This is a genomic window from Pantoea sp. S18 (assembly GCF_045689705.1).
Lineage (GTDB): Bacteria > Pseudomonadota > Gammaproteobacteria > Enterobacterales > Enterobacteriaceae > Pantoea > Pantoea symbiotica.
Genome location: NZ_CP142688.1, coordinates 2,166,675 through 2,188,452 on the forward strand (window position 1 = coordinate 2,166,675; position 21,778 = coordinate 2,188,452).

A 21,778-nucleotide genomic window follows, 5' to 3' on the forward strand; every position below is an offset into this window, starting at 1 on the left:
GCGACCTCCATCACATCACTCTCTTGATTAACTCAACTGCTCCATCGCCTGCAGAATACGCTTATCCGAAATCGGATAAGGCGTGCCCAGCTGCTGCGCGAAATAGCTAATCCGCAGCTCTTCCAGCATCCACCGAATCGCCTGTACTTCGGCATCATCCTGACGTTGCGGCGGCAATTTATTCCGCCACGTCTGCCAGGCCTGCTCCACCGCTTGCACTTTCAGCATGCGCGCACGATCGCTGTGTGGATCCACCGGCAGTTTCTCGAGGCGGCGTTCAATACCTTGCAGATAGCGCAGCGTATCACCGAGGCGCGACCAGCCATTGCCGGTCACGAAACCGCGATACACCAGGCCATTCAGCTGCGCTTTAATATCGCCTAACGCCAACGCCAGCGACATATCCACGCGTCCCTTAAGGAACTTGTTGATATTGAACACGCAGGTCAGGATCTGTTCGACCTGTTGAGCGATGGTGACCACGGTTTCATTCAAATCGGCACGCACTTTGTCGCGCAGTTGTTCGAAGTTCTCCTGTTGCCACGCCGGACCGCCCGCCTCCGCCATCAGCTTATCCACGCCGCAGGCGATGCAGTCATCGATCAGTTCCAGCACTTTGCCGTACGGATTGAAGTACAAACCGAGTTTGGCTTTGTTTGGCAGCTTCTCGTGCAGATACTTGGTCGGCGACGGAATGTTGAGCAGCAGCAGGCGACGCTGGCCGCGCCACATCATTTTCTGCTGTTCCACTTCGTTATCGAACAGGCGAATCGCTACGCTGTCCTTTTCATCCACCAGCGCCGGCCAGGCTTTGACCTGATAGCTGCCGCGCTTCTGCTCGTAGCTTTGCGGCAAATCGCCAAAGCTCCAGATGTGCAAACCGCTCTGCTCGAGGCCATCGTCTGCCACTTTCGACAACGTTTCCTGCACTTTGCCTTTCAGCAGCAGCCGCAGCTGATGCAAATTCTTGCCTTCCTGCAGCTTACGGTTGTGCTCGTCTACCACGCGGAAAGTCATTTTAAGGTGATCGGGCACCTGATCCCACTGCCAGGCTTCACGGTCAATAGTGACGCCGGTCATGCGGCGGAATTCGCGTTCCAGCGCATCCAGCAACGGCAGCTCCAGCGCGGTAACGCGACCAAGAAACGCTTCGGCGTAGTTCGGCGCGGGCACCAGATTGCGGCGCACCGGCTTGGGCAGCGATTTGATCAGCGCGATAACCAACTCGCGACGCACGCCAGGAATCTGCCACTCGAAACCGGTCTCTTCGATTTGATTCAGCAGCGGCAACGGAATATGCACCGTCACGCCATCGGCATCCGCGCCCGGTTCAAACTGATAGCTCAGCTTGAGTTTCAGGTTGCCCTTATGCCAGAAGTTGGGGTAATCGAGCTGGCTAACTTTGTCCGCGCCATCTTTAATCAGCATCTGCTTATCAAAACTCAGCAGGTCCGGATTCTCTTTGCTGGCTTGCTTCCACCATGCATCGAAATGGCGCGCTGAGACCACGTCGCTGCCGATACGGCGATCGTAGAAAGCGAACAGCGTTTCGTCATCGACCAGAATGTCGCGACGACGCGATTTGTGTTCCAGATCTTCAATTTCGTTGCGCAGTTTCAGGTTATTGCGGAAGAACGCGTGACGCGTCTGCCAATCGCCCTCCACCAGCGCATGACGGATAAACAGCTCGCGGCTCAGTTGAGGATCGATGCGGCTGTAATTGACCTTACGCGCCAGCACAATCGCCAGGCCGTAAAGCGTCACTTTTTCCGTCGCCATCACCGCGCCCTGCGCTTTTTCCCAGTGCGGTTCGCTGTAGCTGCGTTTAATCAGATGCTGCGCCAGCGGTTCGATCCATTCCGGATCGATACGTGCGGCAACGCGCCCCCACAAACGGCTGGTTTCCACCAGCTCCGCCACCATGGTCCACTTTGGCGGCTTCTTAAACAGGCCAGAACCTGGGAAGATGGAGAAGCGCGCGTTGCGAGCGCCGGTAAACTCCTGTTTCTCGTTATCTTTCTGCCCAATGTGCGACAGCAAGCCGGTCAGCAAAGCGCAGTGCACTTCACGATACGGCGCAGGTTCGCTGTTGACCGGCATACCTTGTTCCCGCACCACCTGACGCAGCTGGGTGTAAATATCCTGCCATTCACGCACGCGCAGATAGTTAAGGAATTCCGTTTTACACAAGCGGCGGAAGTGATTGCTGGAGAGCGCTTTTTGCTGCTCCTGCAGGTAATTCCACAGATTCACGAAGGCGAGGAAATCGGACTCTTTATCCTCAAAACGACGATGTTTTTCGTCAGATGCCTGCTTTTTATCAGCGGGACGCTCGCGCGGGTCCTGAATCGATAGCGCAGCGGTGATGATCATCGCTTCGCGCACGCAGCCAAATTTTTGCGCTTCCAGCACCATACGCGCCATACGCGGATCGACCGGAAGCTGGGCGAGCTGGCGACCCGAAGGTGTCAGCTTGTAGGTTTCGTCTTCACTCAGCGTGATGGCACCGAGCTCTTCCAACAGGCGCACGCCATCCTGAATATTGCGCTTGTCCGGCGCTTCGACAAACGGGAAGGCAGCAATATCGCCCAGCCCCAGCGCGGTCATCTGTAAAATGACCGAGGCGAGATTGGTGCGCAGAATTTCGGGATCGGTAAATTCCGGGCGGCTGAGGAAATCGTCCTCGGAATAGAGGCGAATACAGATACCTTCCGAAACGCGTCCGCAGCGCCCTTTGCGCTGATTGGCGGACGCTTGCGAAATTGGCTCAATTGGCAGGCGCTGCACTTTGGTGCGGAAACTGTAGCGGCTGATACGCGCGGTGCCGGGATCGATAACGTATTTGATGCCAGGCACGGTTAGCGAGGTTTCTGCTACGTTGGTTGCCAGCACGATGCGGCGTCCGCTGTGCGACTGGAACACGCGGTTTTGCTCGGCGTTCGACAGGCGCGCATACAGCGGCAGAATCTCGGTGTGCGCAATATCACGCTTCATCAGCGCATCGGCGGTATCGCGGATTTCGCGCTCGCCGCTCATAAAGATCAGAATGTCGCCGCGGCTCTCTTGTCCCAGCTCATCGACCGCATCAAAAATCGCCTGCAACTGATCGCGATCGGTATCGTCAGCGTCTTCCACCATCGGGCGATAACGCACTTCCACCGGATAAGTACGGCCGGAAACTTCAATCACCGGCGCATTGTGGAAATGGCGTGAGAAACGCTGCGGATCGATGGTGGCTGACGTGATGATGACTTTTAAGTCGGGACGACGTGGCAACAGTTCGCGCAGATAGCCGAGCAGGAAATCGATGTTAAGACTGCGTTCGTGCGCTTCATCGATAATGATGGTGTCGTACTGCAGCAACAGGCGATCCTGCTGGATTTCCGCCAGCAGGATACCGTCGGTCATTAGCTTAACCTGGGTGGTTTCGCTCACCTGATCGTTAAAGCGCACCTTGTAACCGATGGTGCCACCGAGCGAGGTTTCCAGCTCATCGGCAATGCGGTTCGCCACGGTGCGCGCTGCCAGACGACGCGGCTGCGTGTGACCAATCAGCCCTTTTACCCCGCGTCCCAGCGCCAGACAGATTTTCGGCAGCTGCGTGGTTTTACCCGATCCGGTTTCACCCGCGACGATCACCACCTGATGCTGACTGATCGCATCGGCAATGTCCTGCTGCTTCTGACTGACCGGCAGGTTGTCCGGGAAAGTGATGCGTGGTGTCGCCGCCGTGCGCTGCGCAAGGCGCTGCTCCGCCGCGACAAATTCCGGCTCCAGTTCAGCCATAATGCCCTGCTGCGCCGCAGGATTTTTCACCTTCGCAGCGCCCAGCAATCGACGTCGCAGACGTTGACTGTCGCGCAGCGTCAGATTATCGAGCCGCGGCCAAAGGGAGGCTAAAGGTGAAGAGTCGGATGATGACATAGCGATGCGTACCTGTTGTTGCAGCGGGCAGATGATTTCCCGGCGGATTCAAGCAATTAATGGTCGGCATCATAGCACAATTTGGAACACCTGCCTGAACGGGACGTGCGAGGTTATTCAATTATTTCGAACATAGATCTCGAAATATTGCGCTTTTACCTCGCGGGCTAACTCCGTACAGTGTAAAGCATTGAGCGGTAAGCCAACCGCGTAACGCACAGGAAAATACCATGAGCAAAGTTTTAGTTCTGAAATCAAGCATCCTCGCTGGTTACTCTCAGTCAAATCAACTGGCTGACTTCTACGCTGACGAAGCACGCGTTAAAGGTGATTCGGTTACCGTGCGTGATTTAGCTGCGCAGCCAATTCCGGTGCTGGATGGTGAGCTGGTTGGCGCGCTGCGTCCATCCGACGCACCGTTGTCTCCACGTCAGCAGGAAGCGCTGTCTCTTTCCGATGAGCTGATTGCTGAACTGCAAGCCCATGACACCGTGGTTATCGCCGCGCCAATGTACAACTTCAACATTCCAACTCAGTTGAAAAACTACTTCGACCTGATTGCCCGCGCTGGCGTGACTTTCCGTTACACCGAAGCAGGCCCGGAAGGTCTGGTAACCGGTAAACGTGCGGTGATCCTCTCCAGCCGTGGCGGCATCCATAAAGATACGGCCAGCGACCTGCTGACGCCATACGTGAAACTGTTCCTCGGCTTCATCGGTATCACTGACGTGAACTTCGTGTTCGCAGAAGGCATCGCTTATGGTCCAGAAGTGGCGACCAAAGCGGCTAACGATGCAAAAGACGCCATCAAGCAAATTGTTGCTGCGTAATCATTTTTCACTATGATGCATGCCCGTCAGGCTTATCTGACGGGCATTTTTTTTGCTGTTGTTTTCTAAGCGCTTAAAGCTCCATACTGCACTTCTTTGCCAGCCTCTGAATGGTCGATTTCAGCACAGCGAAAGGAGATGAAGTGATACACCACAATCAATACGGTCAGCCCATCGGTTTTGCATTACCCGACTGGCAGCCCGCTACCTTCCCGCCCGCAGTTATTCTCACTGGCCGTTTTTGCCATCTCGCACCGCTTCAACTCAACCACGCACCCGCTCTGTTTGCCGCCTTTTCGCTGGCAGCCGACGATCGCGACTGGACCTGGCTCGGCGCATCGCAGCCGCAATCGTTAGCCGAAATGACCGACTGGAGCGCCAACAAAATAGGCGACAGTGGATTAGTCAGTTATGCGGTGATCGATCAGGTTAAGCAGCAAGCGGTTGGCGCGGTCTGTTTCGCCAATATCGAGATGCAGAATGGCGCGATTGAGATTGGTCATGTCACCTGGTCGCCGCTGATGCAGCGCAACGTGTTAGGCAGTGAAGCAATATATCTGCTGTTGCAGCAGGCCTTCACGCTCGGTTATCGCCGCGTGGCGTGGCGTTGTGATTCCCTGAATCTGGCTTCACGACGCGCAGCAGAGCGCATCGGCTTTACCTTTGAAGGCTGTTTTCGTCAGGCGATGACGCGCAAACAGCGCAATCGCGATACCGATTGGTTATCGATCATTGATAGCGAATGGCCAGCGATTCAGCAGGCCTTACGCGAATGGCTGGCGGCGGAGAATATGGATCAGCACGGCCGCGAAAGGCAAAAACTGCGCAGCTTTTTCCCGGCGGATTGACGTTGTCTATACTGACTAGCTTTTATCTACGCAATTGCAGAGGTACTCATGTCCAACGTATTTATTATTGGCGGCGCAGGCAACATTGGCCGTCGTCTGGCATCACTGCTGGCCGCAAACGGGCACGTTGCGCGCCCGCTGTTTCGCAAAGCGGAACAGGAGCAGTCTTTGCGTGAAATGGGTGCTGAGCCGGTTAACGGCGATTTAACCGCGCTGGACGCAAAATCCCTTGCCGCGCTAATGGCGGGCAGCGATGCGGTGGTGTTTACCGCTGGTGCCGGCGGCAAAGGCGGTGAAGAGATGACGAACGCCATTGATGGTGAAGGATTAACCACCGCGGTTGCTGCCGCGCAGCAGGCTGGCATCTCGCGCTTTTTGCTGGTCTCGGCGTTTCCCGAAGCTGGCAGAAACAAAAACCTCTCCGCCACCTTCGAGAACTACATGCGCGTGAAGAAAGCGGCCGATGTCGAGCTGGCGCAAAGCGATCTGGATTGGGTAATTTTACGCCCCGGCACGCTGACGGATGAGAAAGGTCAAGGCATGGTGCGTGCCGGTTTGGCGATCCCCTATGGCGATATTCCTCGCGATGACGTGGCGGCGACGCTGGCTGAGATCATCGCTCAACCGGCTGTCAGCCGCGTGATAGTTGAGTTGACCGGCGGAGAAATGCCGGTGCGTGAAGCCGTTAAGCAACTGGCTACTTAGAAAAATTGTTCTTAAGTCCCTTGGCGTTAATTATTCCGCCTGAGGCACATATGCTCCAGGCGGAATTCACATACAACGCTAATCGAGCATCTCTTGGCCATCAATAATAGCCAGTACACTATCGAGGTAGGCCTTACTCATTTTGCTTTCGGTTGCTTCCCTTAGGTATTTAGGAATACGTTCTACAAACTCCGATCGCGAAAGAGGTTGGTGCTCAACCAAAGCCTCGATCATGGCAGGCCTGAGTAACTTGCTTTCATCCGCTATGAATGGGTTTTCTACATCAATGACTTCTCGAGCAAACCGCTCAAGCCGCATTTTAAGGGGCTCCTTGACATTACTGTAATCAGCCAGATCGGTGCAGCTTTTTCTTTCTTCTGCAACTAACTCTGCAATCGCCTCTTCTTCTGAATAATCGTTTTTGTCGATAAGCGTTTTCAACTGATTTAATTCACGAATAATTGGATCTAAGATTTCATTTGGATTACTAAACCAATCAGTTGACCAAATACGACGAATTCTCCAGCCCAGCCCTTCCAAAACATCCTGCCGCAGGCGGTCACGATCTCGAGCCGATTTAGCTGAGTGGTATGTTGCACCATCGCACTCAATTCCCATGAGATAACGCCCATGCTTGCCAGGATCTCGCACTGCGATATCAATAAAGAAGCCTGCCACACCTACCTGAGGTTCGCAGCTAAAGCCCGCGTGCTCGAGCGCATTAATAACAGCAACTTCAAAATCACTGTCTGGGGCTTTACCTGTGGATTGACCGAGTCCGTCCATATTGCCTTTTTCAGCAAAGTGCAGGAATCCGCGCAGCGCTTGCACACCTCGCTTAGACGTTTCATTTAGAAGCACATCTTCCGAACGCATTGAGCTAAACACATGCATACGTTTTTTAGAGCGCGTGAAAAGCACGTTTAATCGACGCCAGCCGACATCTGAGTTTATCGGGCCAAACCGTTGATAAACTTTGCCATCGGCCTCTCCCGGTCCATACGTGAAGGAAATGAAAATGACATCGCGCTCATCACCCTGCACGTTTTCAAGATTTTTAACGAACAGTGCATCACTTTTAATTCTCAGGCGGTCGATGGCAACGTTTACCTGTGCATCCTCACGGCACATTTCGTCAATGGCACGCTCAATCTGTTCACGCTGCTTAGAGTTCATCGCAACAATACCTAGTGACTCATCAGGTGACTGGATTGCATGTAGGGCAACTGCCTTAGCAATGACGCGAGCTTCTTCAATGTTTTGCTGATTAACGAAGCGGCCGTTTTTGACGAAGCTAAATTTAACGCCAAACTCTGGTGCCTGAGCGTTCGGCGAAGGGAACACAACTAAATCACTGTTATAAAAATGGCGATTGGAATAGGCAATTAGGCTTTCGTGTTTTGATCGATAGTGCCATCGCAAGCGACGCATTTTGAAAAGCGGCAGAGAGGCATCCAGGATACTGTCTGTCTGGCTTACAGCCGCAGTGTCTTCATCGTCATCCTCAATGCCTGCGCGATCGAAGAAACTCGTTGGAGGAAGCTGTTTGGGATCGCCAACTACAACAACCTGCTTGCCACGAGCAATAACTCCTAACGCATCTTCAGGTTTAACCTGTGACGCTTCATCCATCACAACCAGATCAAACTCTATTTCGCCAGGTTCAAGATAGTTAGCCGCAGACATAGGTCCCATCATAAAACACGGTTTCAGCTGAAGTAGCGCCTGGCCAGCACGATTAATAAGCTGCCGAATTGGGATATGTCGCGTCTTCTTACCTGCCTCGTTACGGATTAAAGCTAACTCCGTGTAATCAGCTTTTCGCCCCCCGGCTGAGCCCTGAGGAACTGTGTTACTGGCGATAATAGCCGCAATGCGGTCACGCTGCAGTTTCTGTAACGCTTTGTCATAATCCCGGAATTGTTTTTGCAGTGCGCTACGGCTATTGCCTGAAGTACGAAGCAAATGTGGACGCTCTGAAGCGACTTCGCGTGCTAGCTGGTCATAGACCGCCACCTGTAATCCAGTATCACTAAGCTCAATCGCGAGCGTATGGTTCATGACTGCATCACGAATACGCTGCAGTCCACTTTTCTCTATTTCTTTCGATCTGCGTATGAAGTTAAGCCAGCCATTGAGCCATCGAGGCTTATAAATGGCATCTTTATTGCGCCCAATCAGCGCATCAAGGCTGTTACCGCTTTTTTGATACCATTCGGCCAATGTTAGTTGTGTCTCACCCACAAAGTTATCCTGAGCATCAACATGCGCTTGCCACACGCGCTGAAGAGAGGCTAATTCAGACTGTAAATTGCGATAAGCATCACCACCGCTGAGTTTTTTAATGCAACGAGCCAGATCGGTACTATGAATTTTATCGCGTAACTGTTCGGTAAACGTGATGGTTTCATTCATAACGTTTAGAGGATATGCGTTATTTTTATCCACATCTAAAACGATTTCACGAGCAGCGGCAAAGATCTCGGCGGGCAATGTATTATCGGTTAAAGCACGCTGCCGAATATGTAACTGCTTCAGGATTGAAATTTTTTCACTTACCGTATTCAGCGTAAGATGCTCAGCCGTAAACCATTGTTGAATCGGTACTAGCGCCTCTTTAAGCTTTGCAATAATCGGTGTAAATAAGTTCATCTCGCCGGCCAGCAACTGATCATTACCCACAATCAACATGCCAGATGAAAACGTCCGTTCGTGCTCTTTAAGGCGGGCAAGATGTAGAGAGATTTGTACGTCTGCTCCCTGCTGCTTTAAATGCTGAATACCTCTAAAAATCTGGCCGTCTAACGTTAGCAATGCACTGCCAATCGCAACATTAGTTCCAAATCCTATACCCCAGGCTTTGCGCACGTTGCAATACCAATCACGGATTTGCCTCAGGTGATCCGTATTCGTATCAAGCCCTAGGTAAAGCTCTCCTAAAAGTTGGTTGAAGTTTCGAGTTTCAAGCTCAGCCAGCTCTTGCGCATACTGGCGAAGTTTAGGCAACTCAGCACTCAGTGTTTTCCATTTGGCGGTAGAGTCGGTAGATAATCCAATAAGCGTATTTTTTGCCTGGCGCCAGGTACTACTCAATCCACTCAGCAATCCAGAGTCATGTAAGCTCATTTCTATATTTTTTAGCTGTTCATCATCTTTGACTCGGCTTAAAACAAAGCGTGGTTTGAGCTGGTCACGCAATATTTGCAATGATGCCAGACGCTGATATAAGTCACTGAGTACCGAATCGATGCTGTCATCATCAAATCTGTCGTGTCTGAATTTGACTAAATCGGCAGGTAGCGCAGAGGCGATATCAATAAAGGTGATAACCTGGCTAAACCCTTGGGCAGTAGCTGGAAACTTTTGAGCAACTATTGGAGGCAACGCTTCGAGTAGTGCAGAGAAGCCCGCACTATCGGACTCAAAATCTTCGTACAGTTGTTGCAGCCCCCGGATTAAGCGCACAACATCAGCAAGTGTAATTGTGCCTTCAAGGCCAAACGTTACGGCAATATCGGGCAAGTCTTGAACGGCAGCGCCTTCTTCAAGAAAACGCAATTTTTCAGTGTCAACAAAACCAGCTAGTTGAACATAGTCGGCTTGAACTTCGTCGTAATTAATTAACCATTTTTTCAGTTGTTCAATACTGTGTTCATCGAGTTTTTTATAAGCGTCAAAGTCGATATTGTCAGAAAGCTGCGGTAGTTGTAGGGTTAATTCAATCAGTTGAGTTTGCCAGCAGAGATCATCATAGCTTGTTGAGGAAATTGAATGTTTTTGTAGAAAATCAGAAAACGCCTCCTGCCAGGAAAATAGCGCGGCATTCCAGTCACTCAGCAATGCAACGATCCTATCGCAATCGAATAACTGGATGTCAATATTGTTGACGCCATACCACGGGTGTTCGGCCAATTCAGCTTGCTCGCCGACTTGCAGGCGAAACTCGACCACGACGTCTTTAAACTGTTTAATTTGATCTCGCAGTCTCAACTGTGAAACACGATCAAAGGTCTGTCCCGAAAAGTTTTCAATATGTAGAAGCGTGGGTTCGATACCCAATTCGCGTCGATAGCGCGTTGCCCCCGTAAGAATTTGGTGAATCGTCAGGCCTGTATTTTTCCATCCTTGATTGATTTCCTGGGCGTAACTGTTTAACTGGTTTTTTAGGTCTTCATAGCGTGATATTTCCGCATCAATTTGTGCAGGAGATTGCTGCAATGCTGGATTAAGTAATCGCTTCTGAATATCTTCTATTACCTTGCGCTTGTGGGACTTATGGCTATGTAACTCAAGACAAAAATCTCCCAATCCAGCCTTATCAAGGCGATGTTTTACCACTTCTAAAGCCGCAAGTTTTTCAGCAACAAAGAGAACTTTCTTACCGTTCAGCATTGCTGCAGCGATCAGGTTTGTGATCGTCTGAGATTTGCCCGTTCCAGGTGGACCTTCAATGACAAGATTTTCTCCATTAACGGAGTCGATAAGTGCACTGTGCTGGGAGCTGTCAGCGTCATAAATCAAAGGGAATTTTTCATGAATATCGCTGAAATTATCAATCGAATACTCATTTGACCCGCCGGAGGTGGAGCCCGGAGCATCTCCCGCTTGTGAGGTGAAAAGTCGTTTGATAATTTCGTGGTTGAGTAGATTCTTGCTGCCTTGCGGCCAACGGTCAGGATCGAGATCGAGATACATCAGCATCTTGCTGAAGTTCAGCAGACTTAACGCGCCATAACGGCGAACAGACCAACGTGGTTTACTTTTCTCTATGATCGCCTGGATTTGTTGGAAGTAGGTTTCAGGCAACATGTCATCACTAAGATTAGGCAGCGCTATACCAAAATCCCCCTGAAGTTTTTGCTGCAAAGAAAGATTTGGCAAAATATCTTCACCTGTGTATCGCAAATGATATCGGTAAAGACCTGCCTGCGGGTCAAGTTTGCCTTTTTCCAAAGTAACAGGAATAGTGAAAAGTGGCGCGAGCCTCGGCTTATCGGAATCCTCACTTTCAAACCATTCTAAAAATCCCAAAGCAAGATAAAGAATTCCAGCTCCAGTTTCCTCAATCGCAACCTGGGCTTTGCCATGCAATGAACGCAACATGGCCTCAAGCTCTGAAGGATAATAAAGTGTCTGAATTTGAGTATCAGCTAGGGATGCACGTATAGAAGGGGTGCGAAGTTGTTTTCCCGCTTTTGCATCGAGCTCGAATTCACCTAAATCTTTATAACCGAGTTGCATAAGTGCAGCGATCAGTCGCTCAGATGGTGGCTCAGACTGCAATGCGTTGTTCCATGCCCCCGATCGAGATGTAGCATTATCTTTCAGTGGATCAAGAATATCCTGCCAGGCTTTGACCACCTGTTGGTAATCTTCAGCAGACACGTTGTCTTTTGGCTGGCTCAGCAATTCATAGCTAGTATTAATGCCTAATTTTGCCGCCCAGTTCTTGGCATCAGGCATCGACTTTTTATTTTTTTCATCTGTCGAATCTTGGCTTTTATCAAGAAAGCCAAACTTTTGGAGCTGATGTCTTGAAGGGTCTGGAACGCCTGCAAACTGCATAGGCTCTTCAGAAATCAAGGTTCTAAAAAGCTGATCGGGTAACTCATCAACAATCCGTAATGAAGAATGTTTTTGAGCGACCGGGAAATTTAGCAGTCTGTTGCGTGAAGTTAGATCCAGTAACTTGCGTCGCATATCCTCAAGTGATTTGAGAATATAAGCTTGTGAACCGTCATCATCTGATGAAGAGTACTCTGCCATAACATGCCTTAAAGTTTTAAATTAAAGTAATTAACTAAATCGCACATCGCTTCCAGGCGGAGTCTGCCCGGAGTGAGGGGCGAGTTGATTGATGCATCACGTGAGCTCATAATTCAGAAATTATGATTACATTTTATATTGTGTTGAATAATAAAGACTCTCAAGACAGTTCAAGATTTTGTCTTATCACATAGTCAGTAAGCATCAGAACGGCGAAAATCATACACTGAGCACTTTGGAAAACAAGTGCCAGTTTATTAAGAATGCTTAACTTATATTGAATTTTTTGCAAACAATTAGTCATTTATTTCAGCCAGCAGGTAACGCATAACAGCTACACATTTGCTTCACTTTATATATTCGGTAACCCAAGCCCTACTATGCGTTAAAAGCGGCCTTTGCCCGGCAGCCACTGTAAAAAACAAGTCGATTTATTTACGCAGCCACTGCCCATTGATGCCGCGCACATACTCGCCGCTACCCGCGCGATTCACCAGCTTCTCGCCGGCAATGCGCGCCACTTCGCTGGCGCTCAGGTTATTTTGCTGCGCCACGCGCTGATACTGCTGCAGGCGGCCATCGTTGATGCGTTTGACCAGCGCCAGCGTTTCTTCGTCCTGCTGACGCGCCGCCACATAGCCGCTGAGCGTTTCGCCCACGCGCCCTTGTTGACGCGCCTCATCCAGCGTGAGCGCCCAGGCAGAAGGCATCAGCAGCAGCGCCGCAAGCAGCGCTATCCCCTTGCGTTTCATCATGCTTCTCCTCAAAACAGTCCGCTCTGATTCTTCAGCAGCGCTTCCACATCTTTATCCACCTTGATGTGAATCTCATGCTCAATTTTGACGTTCATATTGATGGTGATCGGCTCTTTTGGCGCCGCAACTTCAATGCGCGGCACGCAGCCAATCAGTGGCAGCCAGGCTGCCAGCACCAGTAATGCCCTGAGGCTCATGGTTGGGGATCCTTCTTCGAGGGTAAGGTGGCATTTTGCTCCACCCAGGATTGCAAATTATCGCCAAAGCGCAGGCTGCGCCACAGCTGGAACAGATTTTCCTGATGCCGGTAGTTCAGATTAACGGTCTGACGGCGGTTGCTGAACTGACTAACGCCTTTCACTTCCGACTGCATGATCAGATTGCCGAAGTTATCCAGATCGATAGTGGCCCACGAGCGCGAGATTTCCATGTAGCGCAGCCAATCCAGCGCCGCGCCAGCCGCAAAGTTATTGCTGACAATGGCATCCGCCATATCTTTATCCAGCCGGAAGGTCAGCGAGCCGCTGTTGGCGATCCAGCCCTTTTCAATCAGCCATTGCGGATTGTTTATCCACAGCGGCAACTCGCCATTGACCTTGCCGGACATGGCAAATTGCTTGGGTTTAATCGCGCTGACCAGCTTGCTGAGATTGATCTCTTTCAGCGAGACGCGCGCCGCTTCATGCTGCGGCATACGCAGCTCGGGCATGCTGACGTGTCCGCCTAACAGATCAAGATTGACGTTGCTAAGCGTTAACGGCTGGCGCTCCTGCCACGGATAGTGACCTTGCAAATCGGCGGTGATGTTTTGCAGCGAGAACTGATTTTTCACTTCGGCGATACGCAGTGAAACCGGTCCGCGCCGTCCAAGCTGCCATTGATGATCCTTCAGGCGGAACGGCAGCGAGAAATCGATACCGTTGATTTCACTGTCCGGCATCCACAGGCTGCCGTTTTTCACCGTCCAGTGACCGCCCGCTTCAAAGCCCTGCTCGCTGGCCGCCGAGAATGCCACCTGCGCGCGCAGTTCACCCGACTGAATACGCATTTTTAAATCGCTGCTGAGCAGCGGCTGGAACACCGTCAATGACTGCGCTGGCCACCAGGCTTCGCCACGCAGACGTTCGCCGTCCCAGCGGCCATGCACGCGTACTGGGCCAATATCCTCAGCCGTTAGCTGTCCGCGCCAGATAAACTGGCTGGGATCGCTGCCTTTGGCTTCAAAATTAAGCTCTGATGGCGGCAGCCAGCCGCCGTAGCTGAATTGGGTTTGACCCGACTTCAGCGTGAAGCCGCCGTTAAACGCCGGATGATCAGGATCACGCTGCCAGCGCACCGGCGCGTTGAGCGTCAGGCGCGGTTTAGCCACTTGTACCATGCCATACGCCAGCTGATCGAAACCGGTATTCAGGGTGTCGAGGCTGATCAAGGTGTCCTGCCAACTGCCGGTGCCCTTCACGTCCCATTTGGCAGAGAGCGGCTCGATCTGACCGTCCCCCCAATAACGCCAGTTCCACACGCCGCTGTCCGGCCAGAAATCGCTGGCGCGCCCATCGAGATGCAACCTGAAGCGACCAAAGCTGGGATCGTGTGCCTTGAGGATCGCCTGCAGGCGACCATTAATGCCGCGCGACGCCACCGTCACGCCCGCCAACGGCCAGCGCGCTTCATCCACTTCCAGCGTTGAGAGCAAGCGACCGCGCAAACGCAGCAGCGCGCCCTGTTTGAGGCTCAACTGCGGATCGGTGAGCACGCCATGCAGCAAGCCGGGCATGCTGCCAAACAGCTGCAGATCGGCGAATTTGCTTTCGCCGGTCAGTTGAAACGGCAAAGCGCTGTCGACCATGCTCAATTTGCCGGGGCCAACGCTTAATACCAGATTGCCTTTGCCGCCGCGCCCTTGCGTCAGCAGATTGAATCGCCCGCTGACCAGCGTGTTTTCCAGCCCTTGCTGCCAGTTTTCCAGCGTCACAGCCATGCCGCCCGACAGCGGCTGATCGGCCTGTGGCCAGCGCCATTGGCCTTGCGTAATACGAATCTGCCGCTCGTCGACCTGCCACGGCAGCTGCAGCAGCGGCTGATCGTCATCCTGCTGTTTCACCGTCAAGGTGCCTTGCTGTTGCTGCCAGTTGAGCGTCAGCGCCAGCGGCTGCGGCCACTGCACCACATTGAGATCGGCGCTAAGTTCACCCGCCACCGGCAAGCCATCAGCAAAGGTTGGCAAGGTGACATCGCCATGCAGATTGAGCGGTTTGGGGAGTAGAGGATGACTGAGCTGCAGCTGGGCAATCTGCAGTAACTGGCCTTGCAAGCGCGCATCCACATTGAGGTTGTCGCCCTGATAATGCAGCTGCTGCACATCTTTATCTAAGGTGAGATCAAAACGACCGGCATATTGCTGCCACGGCAGAATGGTGATTTTTTGCAGATGCACATCGGCGCCAGGCAACATCTTCTGCCAGTCGGCCAGGCTGCGCGGCGCACCGCTGGCTTCGCTGTGCGGCAGCGATTGCAGGCAGTCGCTGTTAAGTTGCACTTCACCGGCGCTGAGCTGCCAGCGCTTTTGCTGCCAGCCAAGCGCCGCATCGCTGACGTTTGCCAGTTCACAATCGCCCGCCAGATAACGCACCGACGGAAAATGCAGCACGCCTTGCTGCCAGCGCGGCGTGCCGTTGAGTTCCACGCGGGTATTTGCGGGCAGCCAGATACCGGCCAGACGCGGCAACCATTGCGTGAGCGTCAGCAGCAATCCCAATAGCAGCAGTATCAGCGCCAGCAGCGCAGCAAGTGTTCGGCGAAGGCCACGCGTCATGGCAGTTAACGTTCCTGTTCTTTACACAATCCTGACGAGGAGCCAAATGATGGCATGTTACGTCCGGCAAATGAAGGTGTTAGCGACATAGTCTGGCTGAAGAACAGCAAAATGACGCGGAAAACGTTATCCTGTTGTGATACCGACGTTGCATTTTTCAGGAGCGAAACAATGAAAGTTGCGGTTTACAGCACCAAGCATTACGACCAGAAATACCTTGAACACGTCAATGAGGGCTTTGGATTTGAGCTGCAGTTTTTTGACTTCCTGCTGACACCGGCGACGGCGAAAAATGCTGCGGGCTGTGATGCGGTGTGTATTTTCGTCAACGATGATGCCAGCAAAGAGGTGCTGGAAGAGTTGGCGGCGCTGGGCGTGAAGCACATTGCGCTGCGCTGTGCCGGTTTCAATAACGTCGATCTCGCGGCGGCGAAAGCGCTGGGCTTAAACGTGGTGCGCGTCCCGGCGTATTCACCGGAAGCGGTGGCCGAACATGCGGTTGGCCTGATGATGACGCTGAACCGTCGCATTCACCGCGCCTATCAACGCACGCGCGACGCCAACTTCTCGCTGGATGGTTTAACCGGCTTCAACATGCACAACAAAACTGCGGGCGTAGTCGGGACCGGCAAGATTGGTATCGCGGCGATGCGAATCCTCAAAGGATTTGGCATGCGCCTGTTGGCATTCGATCCCTATCCAAGCCAGGCGGCGCTGGAGCTGGGCGCGGAATATGTCGATCTCAAAACGCTGTTCGCCGAAGCCGATGTGATTACATTGCACTGTCCGCTCACGCCGGAAAACCACCATCTGCTTAACGCCCAAGCGTTCAGCCAAATGAAAGATGGCGTGATGATCATCAACACCAGCCGTGGCGGTTTGATTGATTCACAGGCAGCGATCGATGCGCTTAAACAGCAGAAGATTGGTTCGTTGGGGATGGATGTATACGAAAACGAGCGCGATCTGTTCTTTGAAGACAAATCGAATGACGTGATTCAGGATGATGTGTTCCGTCGTCTGTCGGCCTGTCACAACGTGCTGTTCACCGGCCATCAGGCTTTCCTGACCGCCGAAGCATTGACAGCGATTTCAGAAACCACGCTCAGCAACTTGCAGCAGTTGGAACGCGGCGAAACCAGCCCGAATCAGGTCCCAGCTTAATCTTTCTGCGCCTGCCTTAGCGGGCGCAGCTTCCACCCATCAGCGCCTGTTCGTCACAGCGACGACCATTTGCCAATTGGCACATACCGATGCGTGAACCGTCTAACTGACGCGAAAACGCCAGCGATCCCCCGGCATTACTACAATTCACTTCAGCCATTGATGACATCACAACGCGCGGTTGTACGTGGGCGGCAGTAGCTTGTTGTGGCGGTTCGTTATCACTGTTGCTGCTGCAGGCAGAAAGTAACAAGGTGGCGCCAGCCAGCAGGAAGAGAGCGGCTTTCATCGATGAGGCTCCGGGGATTGAGCGAAAAAGTCGCACCAGAATATGTCAGGTGCGGTGAGGGATCGATAGGCGACACAGCTTTTTACAAAATTTAATTTCATTGTTTACAAGCAGAATTATCCTGTTTGAGATATTTCCGCCCTTTTCACCCGGCGGATTGTTTGTTTATCAACCACTAAGGAGAGAATGATGTTGACGGATATGCTGATCCGCATCGCGTTAGCCGGGATTCTCGGCGGACTGATTGGCCTGGAACGGCAGCTGCGCGCCAAAGAGGCCGGTTTGCGCACCCATATTCTGGTCGGTATCGGCAGCGCGATGTTTATGCTGGTATCGAAATATGGCTTTGCCGATATGTTAGTCAGCGATCATGTAGCGCTCGATCCCAGCCGTATTGCGGCGCAGGTGGTGAGCGGCATGGGCTTCCTCGGCGCCGGTACCATCATTATTCAGAAGCAAGTGGTGAAAGGTCTCACCACTGCCGCCGGTTTATGGGTTACTGCGGCGATTGGTCTGGTGATCGGTAGCGGCATGTATGAAATCGGCATTTATGGCACCGTGCTGGCGCTGGTGGTGCTGGAGACGTTTCGTCGCATCAGTCACTGGCTGATTGGCCGTCATCATACGCTGCTGGTGCATCTCAAACCGAAAAGCGTGCCGCTGGTGTTGCTGGTGCTGCAGCGTGAGAATGTGCGCTACGGCCATATCGCCGTGGTGAACCGTGATGAAGAGATTGGCCTATGCGAATTAAGCGTAGAGGTGACATTGTCACGACGCACGCCGATGCACAACATCTATGACAAAGTGATGGAAATCAAAGGCGTTCAGTCGCTGGAGATGATGTAAAAATCAGCAATGTTAGATTCCGGTGCGCTGCCATCTCGCAAGCACACAGATGAAAAAGTCGCGTCAGAGCCCTTTGCTAAACTGAACTGATAACCCCCGTAAATTTTGCGGGTTTCTCAGCGTAGCAAAGGACGATTTATGATTACCGTCGACGGTAACGGTGCAGTGGCTTCAGTCGCCTTCCGCACCAGCGAAGTGATTGCCATTTATCCCATCACGCCCAGCTCGACCATGGCCGAGCTGGCGGATAGCTGGTCAGGTGAAGGCCGCCGTAATATCTGGGGCGATGTGCCGCGTGTGGTCGAGATGCAATCGGAAGGTGGCGCGATTGCCACCGTGCACGGCGCGCTGCAAACCGGCGCACTCTCAACCACCTTCACCTCGTCGCAGGGATTGCTGTTGATGATCCCTACGCTCTACAAGCTGGCGGGTCAGCTGACACCGTTTGTTCTGCACGTCGCGGCGCGTACCGTGGCAACGCACGCGCTGTCGATTTTTGGCGATCACTCCGATGTCATGGCGGTGCGGCAAACCGGCTGCGCGCAACTCTGCGCCTCCAGCGTGCAGGAAGCGCAGGATTTTGCCCTGATTTCACAAATCGCCTCACTGAATAGCCGCATCCCTTTTATCCACTTCTTCGACGGCTTCCGCACCTCGCACGAGATCAACAAGATCGTGCCGATCAGCGATGAAACTTTACAGGCGCTGATGCCCGCCGAAGCGATTAACGCCCATCGTGCCCGCGCGTTAACGCCGGATCGCCCGACGATTCGCGGCACATCCGCCAATCCTGATACCTATTTCCAGTCACGTGAAGCCACTAACCGCTGGTACGACGATTGCACCCAGCACGTAGAAGCCGCGATGACTGCGTTTGGCGAAAATACTGGCCGCCACTATCAGCCGTTTGAGTTTTACGGCCATCCGCAGGCCGAACGCGTAATCGTGATGATGGGGTCCGGCTGCGGCACTGCTGAAGAAGCAATTGATGAGATGCTGCAGCGCGGCGAGAAAGTCGGGCTGGTGAAAGTACGCCTCTATCGTCCGTTTTCGGCGGCGCATTTGCTGCAAAAAATCCCCGCTTCCGTCGAGCGTATTGCGGTGCTCGATCGCACTAAAGAGCCCGGCGCGCTGGGGGAACCGCTGTTCCTGGATGTGATGACCGCGCTGGCTGAAGCCTACAGCCGAGGCGAGCGCTCATCGCTGCCGAAGGTGATTGGCGGTCGCTATGGTTTGTCGTCGAAAGAGTTCGCACCCGATGCGGTGCTGGCAGTGTTCCGCGCCTTGCAGCGCGACCAACCGCCGGCGCGTTTTACCGTCGGCATTTACGACGATGTCACCCATCTTTCGTTGCCGATCGAAGCCAATATCGTGCCGAATCGCGCGCGGCTCGAAGCGCTGTTTTATGGTTTGGGCAGCGACGGCAGCGTCAGCGCCAGCAAAAACAACCTGAAGATAATCGGCAACGCCACGCCGTGGCACGTGCAGGGTTATTTCGTCTATGACTCGAAGAAAGCTGGCGGCCTGACGGTTTCCCATCTGCGCGTCAGTGAATACCCGATTCAATCCGCCTATCTGATTCAGCAAGCCGACTTCATTGGCTGCCATCAGCTGCAGTTTATCGATAAGTATTCCATGCTCGATCAGCTTAAGCCGGGCGGGATTTTTCTGCTCAATACGCCTTACAGCGCTGAGGAAGTGTGGTCCCGCCTGCCGCAGGAAGTGCAGAGCCAGCTCAACGATAAACAGGCGCGATTCTATGTGATCAACGCGGCGCGTATCGCCCGCGAATGCCAGCTGGGCGCGCGCATCAACACCGTGATGCAGATGGCCTTTTTCCAGCTGACCCAGATTTTGCCTGGCGATAGCGCGTTAACCGAACTGCAAAACGCCATTGCCCGCAGCTACAGCAGCAAAGGCGAAGAGCTGGTGCAGCGCAACTGGCAAGCGCTAGCGATGGCACAACAAGCGCTGCAGGCTGTGCCGCTGCAGCCGGTAGACGATCGCAGTCCGCATCGCCCGCCGGTGGTCTCGGATAGCGCACCCGATTTTGTCAAAACCGTCACTGCAGCGATGCTGGCCGGCCTTGGCGATAAACTGCCGGTTTCGGCGCTGCCGCCGGATGGCACCTGGCCGGTTGGCACCACACAATGGGAAAAACGTAATATCGCCGAAGCCGTGCCGATCTGGCAGCCCGATCTCTGTACCCAGTGCAACCATTGCGTTGCCGCCTGCCCGCACTCAGCGATTCGCGCCAAAGTGGTTGAACCTACAGCGCTGGCAGATGCGCCAGATTCGCTCGCTTCACTGGATGTGAAATCACGCGATATGCGCGGACAGAAATACGTGTTGCAGGTGGCGCCGGAAGATTGCACCGGCTGTAACCTGTGCGTAGAAGTGTGCCCAGCCAGCGATCGCCAGCATCCGGAAATCAAAGCCATTAACATGAAATCACGGCTGGAGCATGTTGAGACGGAAAAGGTCAATTATGATGCTTTCCTCGCGCTGCCTGAAATCACCGCCGAGCAGCTGGAACGCATTGATATCCGTACCTCGCAGCTGATTACGCCGCTGTTTGAATATTCCGGCGCTTGCTCGGGCTGCGGGGAAACACCCTATATCAAACTGCTGACGCAGTTGTATGGCGATCGCCTACTGATTGCCAATGCCACCGGCTGCTCCTCCATTTATGGCGGTAATCTGCCTTCTACGCCTTACACCACCAATGCCGAAGGTCGCGGTCCCGCGTGGGCGAATTCGCTGTTTGAAGATAACGCCGAATTTGGCCTGGGCTTCCGCTTGAGTGTTGATCAGCAGAAACAGCGCGCGCTCAGATTACTGGATCAATGCGCGGCGCAGTTACCGGCGGAATTGGTTGACGCACTAAAAGGTGACAATGTCACGATATCGCAACGACGCGAGCAAATTGAACAGCTGCGCGCCCTGCTTGCTGCGTCATCGCAACCGGAAGCTAAAGCGTTAAACGAAGCAGCCGATGCGCTGGTAGAGAAATCGGTCTGGCTGATTGGTGGCGATGGCTGGGCATACGACATTGGTTACGGCGGACTCGATCATGTAATGAGCCTGAGCGAGAACGTCAATGTGCTGGTACTTGATACGCAGTGCTACTCGAATACCGGCGGCCAGGCATCAAAGGCAACGCCGCTCGGCGCGGTGACCAAGTTCGGCGAACAAGGCAAGCGCAAGGCGCGAAAGGATCTCGGCATGTCGACGCTGCTGTACGGGCATGTGTATGTGGCGCAGATTTCACTGGGCGCTCAACTCAATCAAACGGTGAAAGCGATTCAGGAAGCGGAAGCCTGGCCGGGGCCGTCGCTGATCATCGCATACAGCCCGTGTGAAGAGCATGGCTATGATCTTGCCTACAGCCACGAGCAGATGCGCCTGCTAACCACCAGCGGATTCTGGCCGCTGTATCGCTTTGATCCACGACGCGCCGAGCAAGGCAAAGCCGCGCTGGCGCTGGATTCGCGTCCGCCGACCTCCGAGCTGGAACAGGCATTAATGAACGAGCAGCGTTTCCGCCAGTTGCAAACCCAGCGACCAGAAGAAGCGTCGCAGTTGTGGCGTGATGCAACGGAAGCCGCCAGTCAGCGTTATCAGCGGCTGGCGGAGTTAGCAGGTAAAACGGAGAAAAGCGAGTAGAGGAAAAAGCCCGACGCTTACGAAAACCTCGCCAAACCACTGTAGGGTCGCCATTCATGGCGACCGATTAACACTTAACTGATGAGCATTACCGTCGTTATGGCAAGGCGTGCTACTGCGTTATCATCAGAAAAGAGATCACTTCAGGCTAGCATTCGCGCCCGCAATCCGTA

General features: G+C 53.3%; 12 protein-coding genes. 6 read left to right on the forward strand and 6 right to left on the reverse strand.

The features are described from left to right. Nucleotides 1-27: 27 nt before the first annotated feature. Complete coding sequence (gene hrpA / locus VIJ98_RS10060) at nt 28-3,924, reverse strand: ATP-dependent RNA helicase HrpA (protein ID WP_323273762.1); 3,897 nt, start codon at nt 3,922-3,924, stop codon at nt 28-30. 230 nt (nt 3,925-4,154) lie between these two features. On the opposite strand from hrpA, the gene azoR reads away from it, so the two are divergent. From azoR to VIJ98_RS10075, 3 genes are all read left to right on the forward strand, one after another. Continuing rightward, nucleotides 4,155-4,754: an FMN-dependent NADH-azoreductase gene (gene azoR, locus VIJ98_RS10065; protein ID WP_323273763.1), complete on the forward strand. Its 600-nt coding sequence runs from the start codon at nt 4,155-4,157 to the stop codon at nt 4,752-4,754. 110 nt (nt 4,755-4,864) lie between these two features. Further along, nucleotides 4,865-5,602, forward strand: coding sequence for a GNAT family N-acetyltransferase (locus tag VIJ98_RS10070; RefSeq protein ID WP_407330276.1), 738 nt, complete (start codon nt 4,865-4,867; stop codon nt 5,600-5,602). A gap of 48 nt (nt 5,603-5,650) precedes the next feature. Continuing rightward, the gene (locus VIJ98_RS10075) at nt 5,651-6,307 is read left to right on the forward strand and encodes an NAD(P)H-binding protein (protein WP_323273767.1); all 657 of its coding nucleotides are present in this window, start codon (nt 5,651-5,653) and stop codon (nt 6,305-6,307) included. Between the two features lie 78 nt (nt 6,308-6,385). Here VIJ98_RS10075 and hhe read toward each other — a convergent pair whose 3' ends face one another. The 4 genes from hhe to VIJ98_RS10095 all read right to left on the reverse strand — a co-directional run bounded on the left by hhe (nt 6,386) and on the right by VIJ98_RS10095 (nt 15,640). After that, nucleotides 6,386-12,073: a DUF4011 domain-containing anti-phage protein Hhe gene (gene hhe / locus VIJ98_RS10080; RefSeq protein ID WP_323273769.1), complete on the reverse strand. Its 5,688-nt coding sequence runs from the start codon at nt 12,071-12,073 to the stop codon at nt 6,386-6,388. Nucleotides 12,074-12,504: 431 nt separating this feature from the next. After that, entirely contained in the window at nt 12,505-12,825 is a 321-nt protein-coding gene (locus VIJ98_RS10085; protein WP_008106428.1) for a YdbL family protein, read from the reverse strand. A gap of 11 nt (nt 12,826-12,836) precedes the next feature. Next, nucleotides 12,837-13,025, reverse strand: a complete 189-nt coding sequence (locus VIJ98_RS10090; protein ID WP_008106429.1) for a YnbE family lipoprotein — start codon at nt 13,023-13,025, stop codon at nt 12,837-12,839. Further along, nucleotides 13,022-15,640, reverse strand: a complete 2,619-nt coding sequence (locus VIJ98_RS10095) for a YdbH family protein (protein ID WP_323273772.1) — start codon at nt 15,638-15,640, stop codon at nt 13,022-13,024. The genes VIJ98_RS10090 and VIJ98_RS10095 overlap by 4 nt, the downstream gene beginning before the upstream one ends. Before the next feature lie 171 nt (nt 15,641-15,811). Between VIJ98_RS10095 and VIJ98_RS10100 the strand changes: the two genes are divergently transcribed. Next, nucleotides 15,812-16,804 (forward strand): 2-hydroxyacid dehydrogenase, encoded by a 993-nt coding sequence (locus VIJ98_RS10100; RefSeq protein ID WP_323273775.1) that lies wholly within the window; start codon nt 15,812-15,814, stop codon nt 16,802-16,804. A 16-nt stretch (nt 16,805-16,820) separates the two neighbouring features. On the opposite strand, the gene VIJ98_RS10105 is transcribed toward VIJ98_RS10100, so the two are convergent. Then, nucleotides 16,821-17,093 (reverse strand): DUF333 domain-containing protein, encoded by a 273-nt coding sequence (locus VIJ98_RS10105; protein ID WP_061718809.1) that lies wholly within the window; start codon nt 17,091-17,093, stop codon nt 16,821-16,823. Nucleotides 17,094-17,282: 189 nt separating this feature from the next. Between VIJ98_RS10105 and VIJ98_RS10110 the strand changes: the two genes are divergently transcribed. Then, nucleotides 17,283-17,939: an MgtC/SapB family protein gene (locus VIJ98_RS10110; protein WP_008106437.1), complete on the forward strand. Its 657-nt coding sequence runs from the start codon at nt 17,283-17,285 to the stop codon at nt 17,937-17,939. A gap of 138 nt (nt 17,940-18,077) precedes the next feature. Next, the gene (gene nifJ, locus VIJ98_RS10115) at nt 18,078-21,605 is read left to right on the forward strand and encodes a pyruvate:ferredoxin (flavodoxin) oxidoreductase (RefSeq protein WP_323273778.1); all 3,528 of its coding nucleotides are present in this window, start codon (nt 18,078-18,080) and stop codon (nt 21,603-21,605) included. Nucleotides 21,606-21,778 lie beyond the last annotated feature (173 nt).

What these genes read in the sequence shown, in the direction of transcription:
- VIJ98_RS10105 (WP_061718809.1), bottom strand. Translation starts at nt 17,093, where the DNA reads ATGAAAGCCGCTCTCTTCCTGCTGGCTGGCGCCACCTTGTTACTTTCT.
- hrpA (WP_323273762.1), bottom strand. Translation starts at nt 3,924, where the DNA reads ATGTCATCATCCGACTCTTCACCTTTAGCCTCCCTTTGGCCGCGGCTC.
- VIJ98_RS10110 (WP_008106437.1), top strand. Translation starts at nt 17,283, where the DNA reads ATGTTGACGGATATGCTGATCCGCATCGCGTTAGCCGGGATTCTCGGC.
- hhe (WP_323273769.1), bottom strand. Translation starts at nt 12,073, where the DNA reads ATGGCAGAGTACTCTTCATCAGATGATGACGGTTCACAAGCTTATATT.
- VIJ98_RS10085 (WP_008106428.1), bottom strand. Translation starts at nt 12,825, where the DNA reads ATGAAACGCAAGGGGATAGCGCTGCTTGCGGCGCTGCTGCTGATGCCT.
- VIJ98_RS10100 (WP_323273775.1), top strand. Translation starts at nt 15,812, where the DNA reads ATGAAAGTTGCGGTTTACAGCACCAAGCATTACGACCAGAAATACCTT.
- VIJ98_RS10090 (WP_008106429.1), bottom strand. Translation starts at nt 13,025, where the DNA reads ATGAGCCTCAGGGCATTACTGGTGCTGGCAGCCTGGCTGCCACTGATT.
- VIJ98_RS10070 (WP_407330276.1), top strand. Translation starts at nt 4,865, where the DNA reads ATGGTCGATTTCAGCACAGCGAAAGGAGATGAAGTGATACACCACAAT.
- VIJ98_RS10075 (WP_323273767.1), top strand. Translation starts at nt 5,651, where the DNA reads ATGTCCAACGTATTTATTATTGGCGGCGCAGGCAACATTGGCCGTCGT.
- azoR (WP_323273763.1), top strand. Translation starts at nt 4,155, where the DNA reads ATGAGCAAAGTTTTAGTTCTGAAATCAAGCATCCTCGCTGGTTACTCT.
- VIJ98_RS10095 (WP_323273772.1), bottom strand. Translation starts at nt 15,640, where the DNA reads ATGACGCGTGGCCTTCGCCGAACACTTGCTGCGCTGCTGGCGCTGATA.
- nifJ (WP_323273778.1), top strand. Translation starts at nt 18,078, where the DNA reads ATGATTACCGTCGACGGTAACGGTGCAGTGGCTTCAGTCGCCTTCCGC.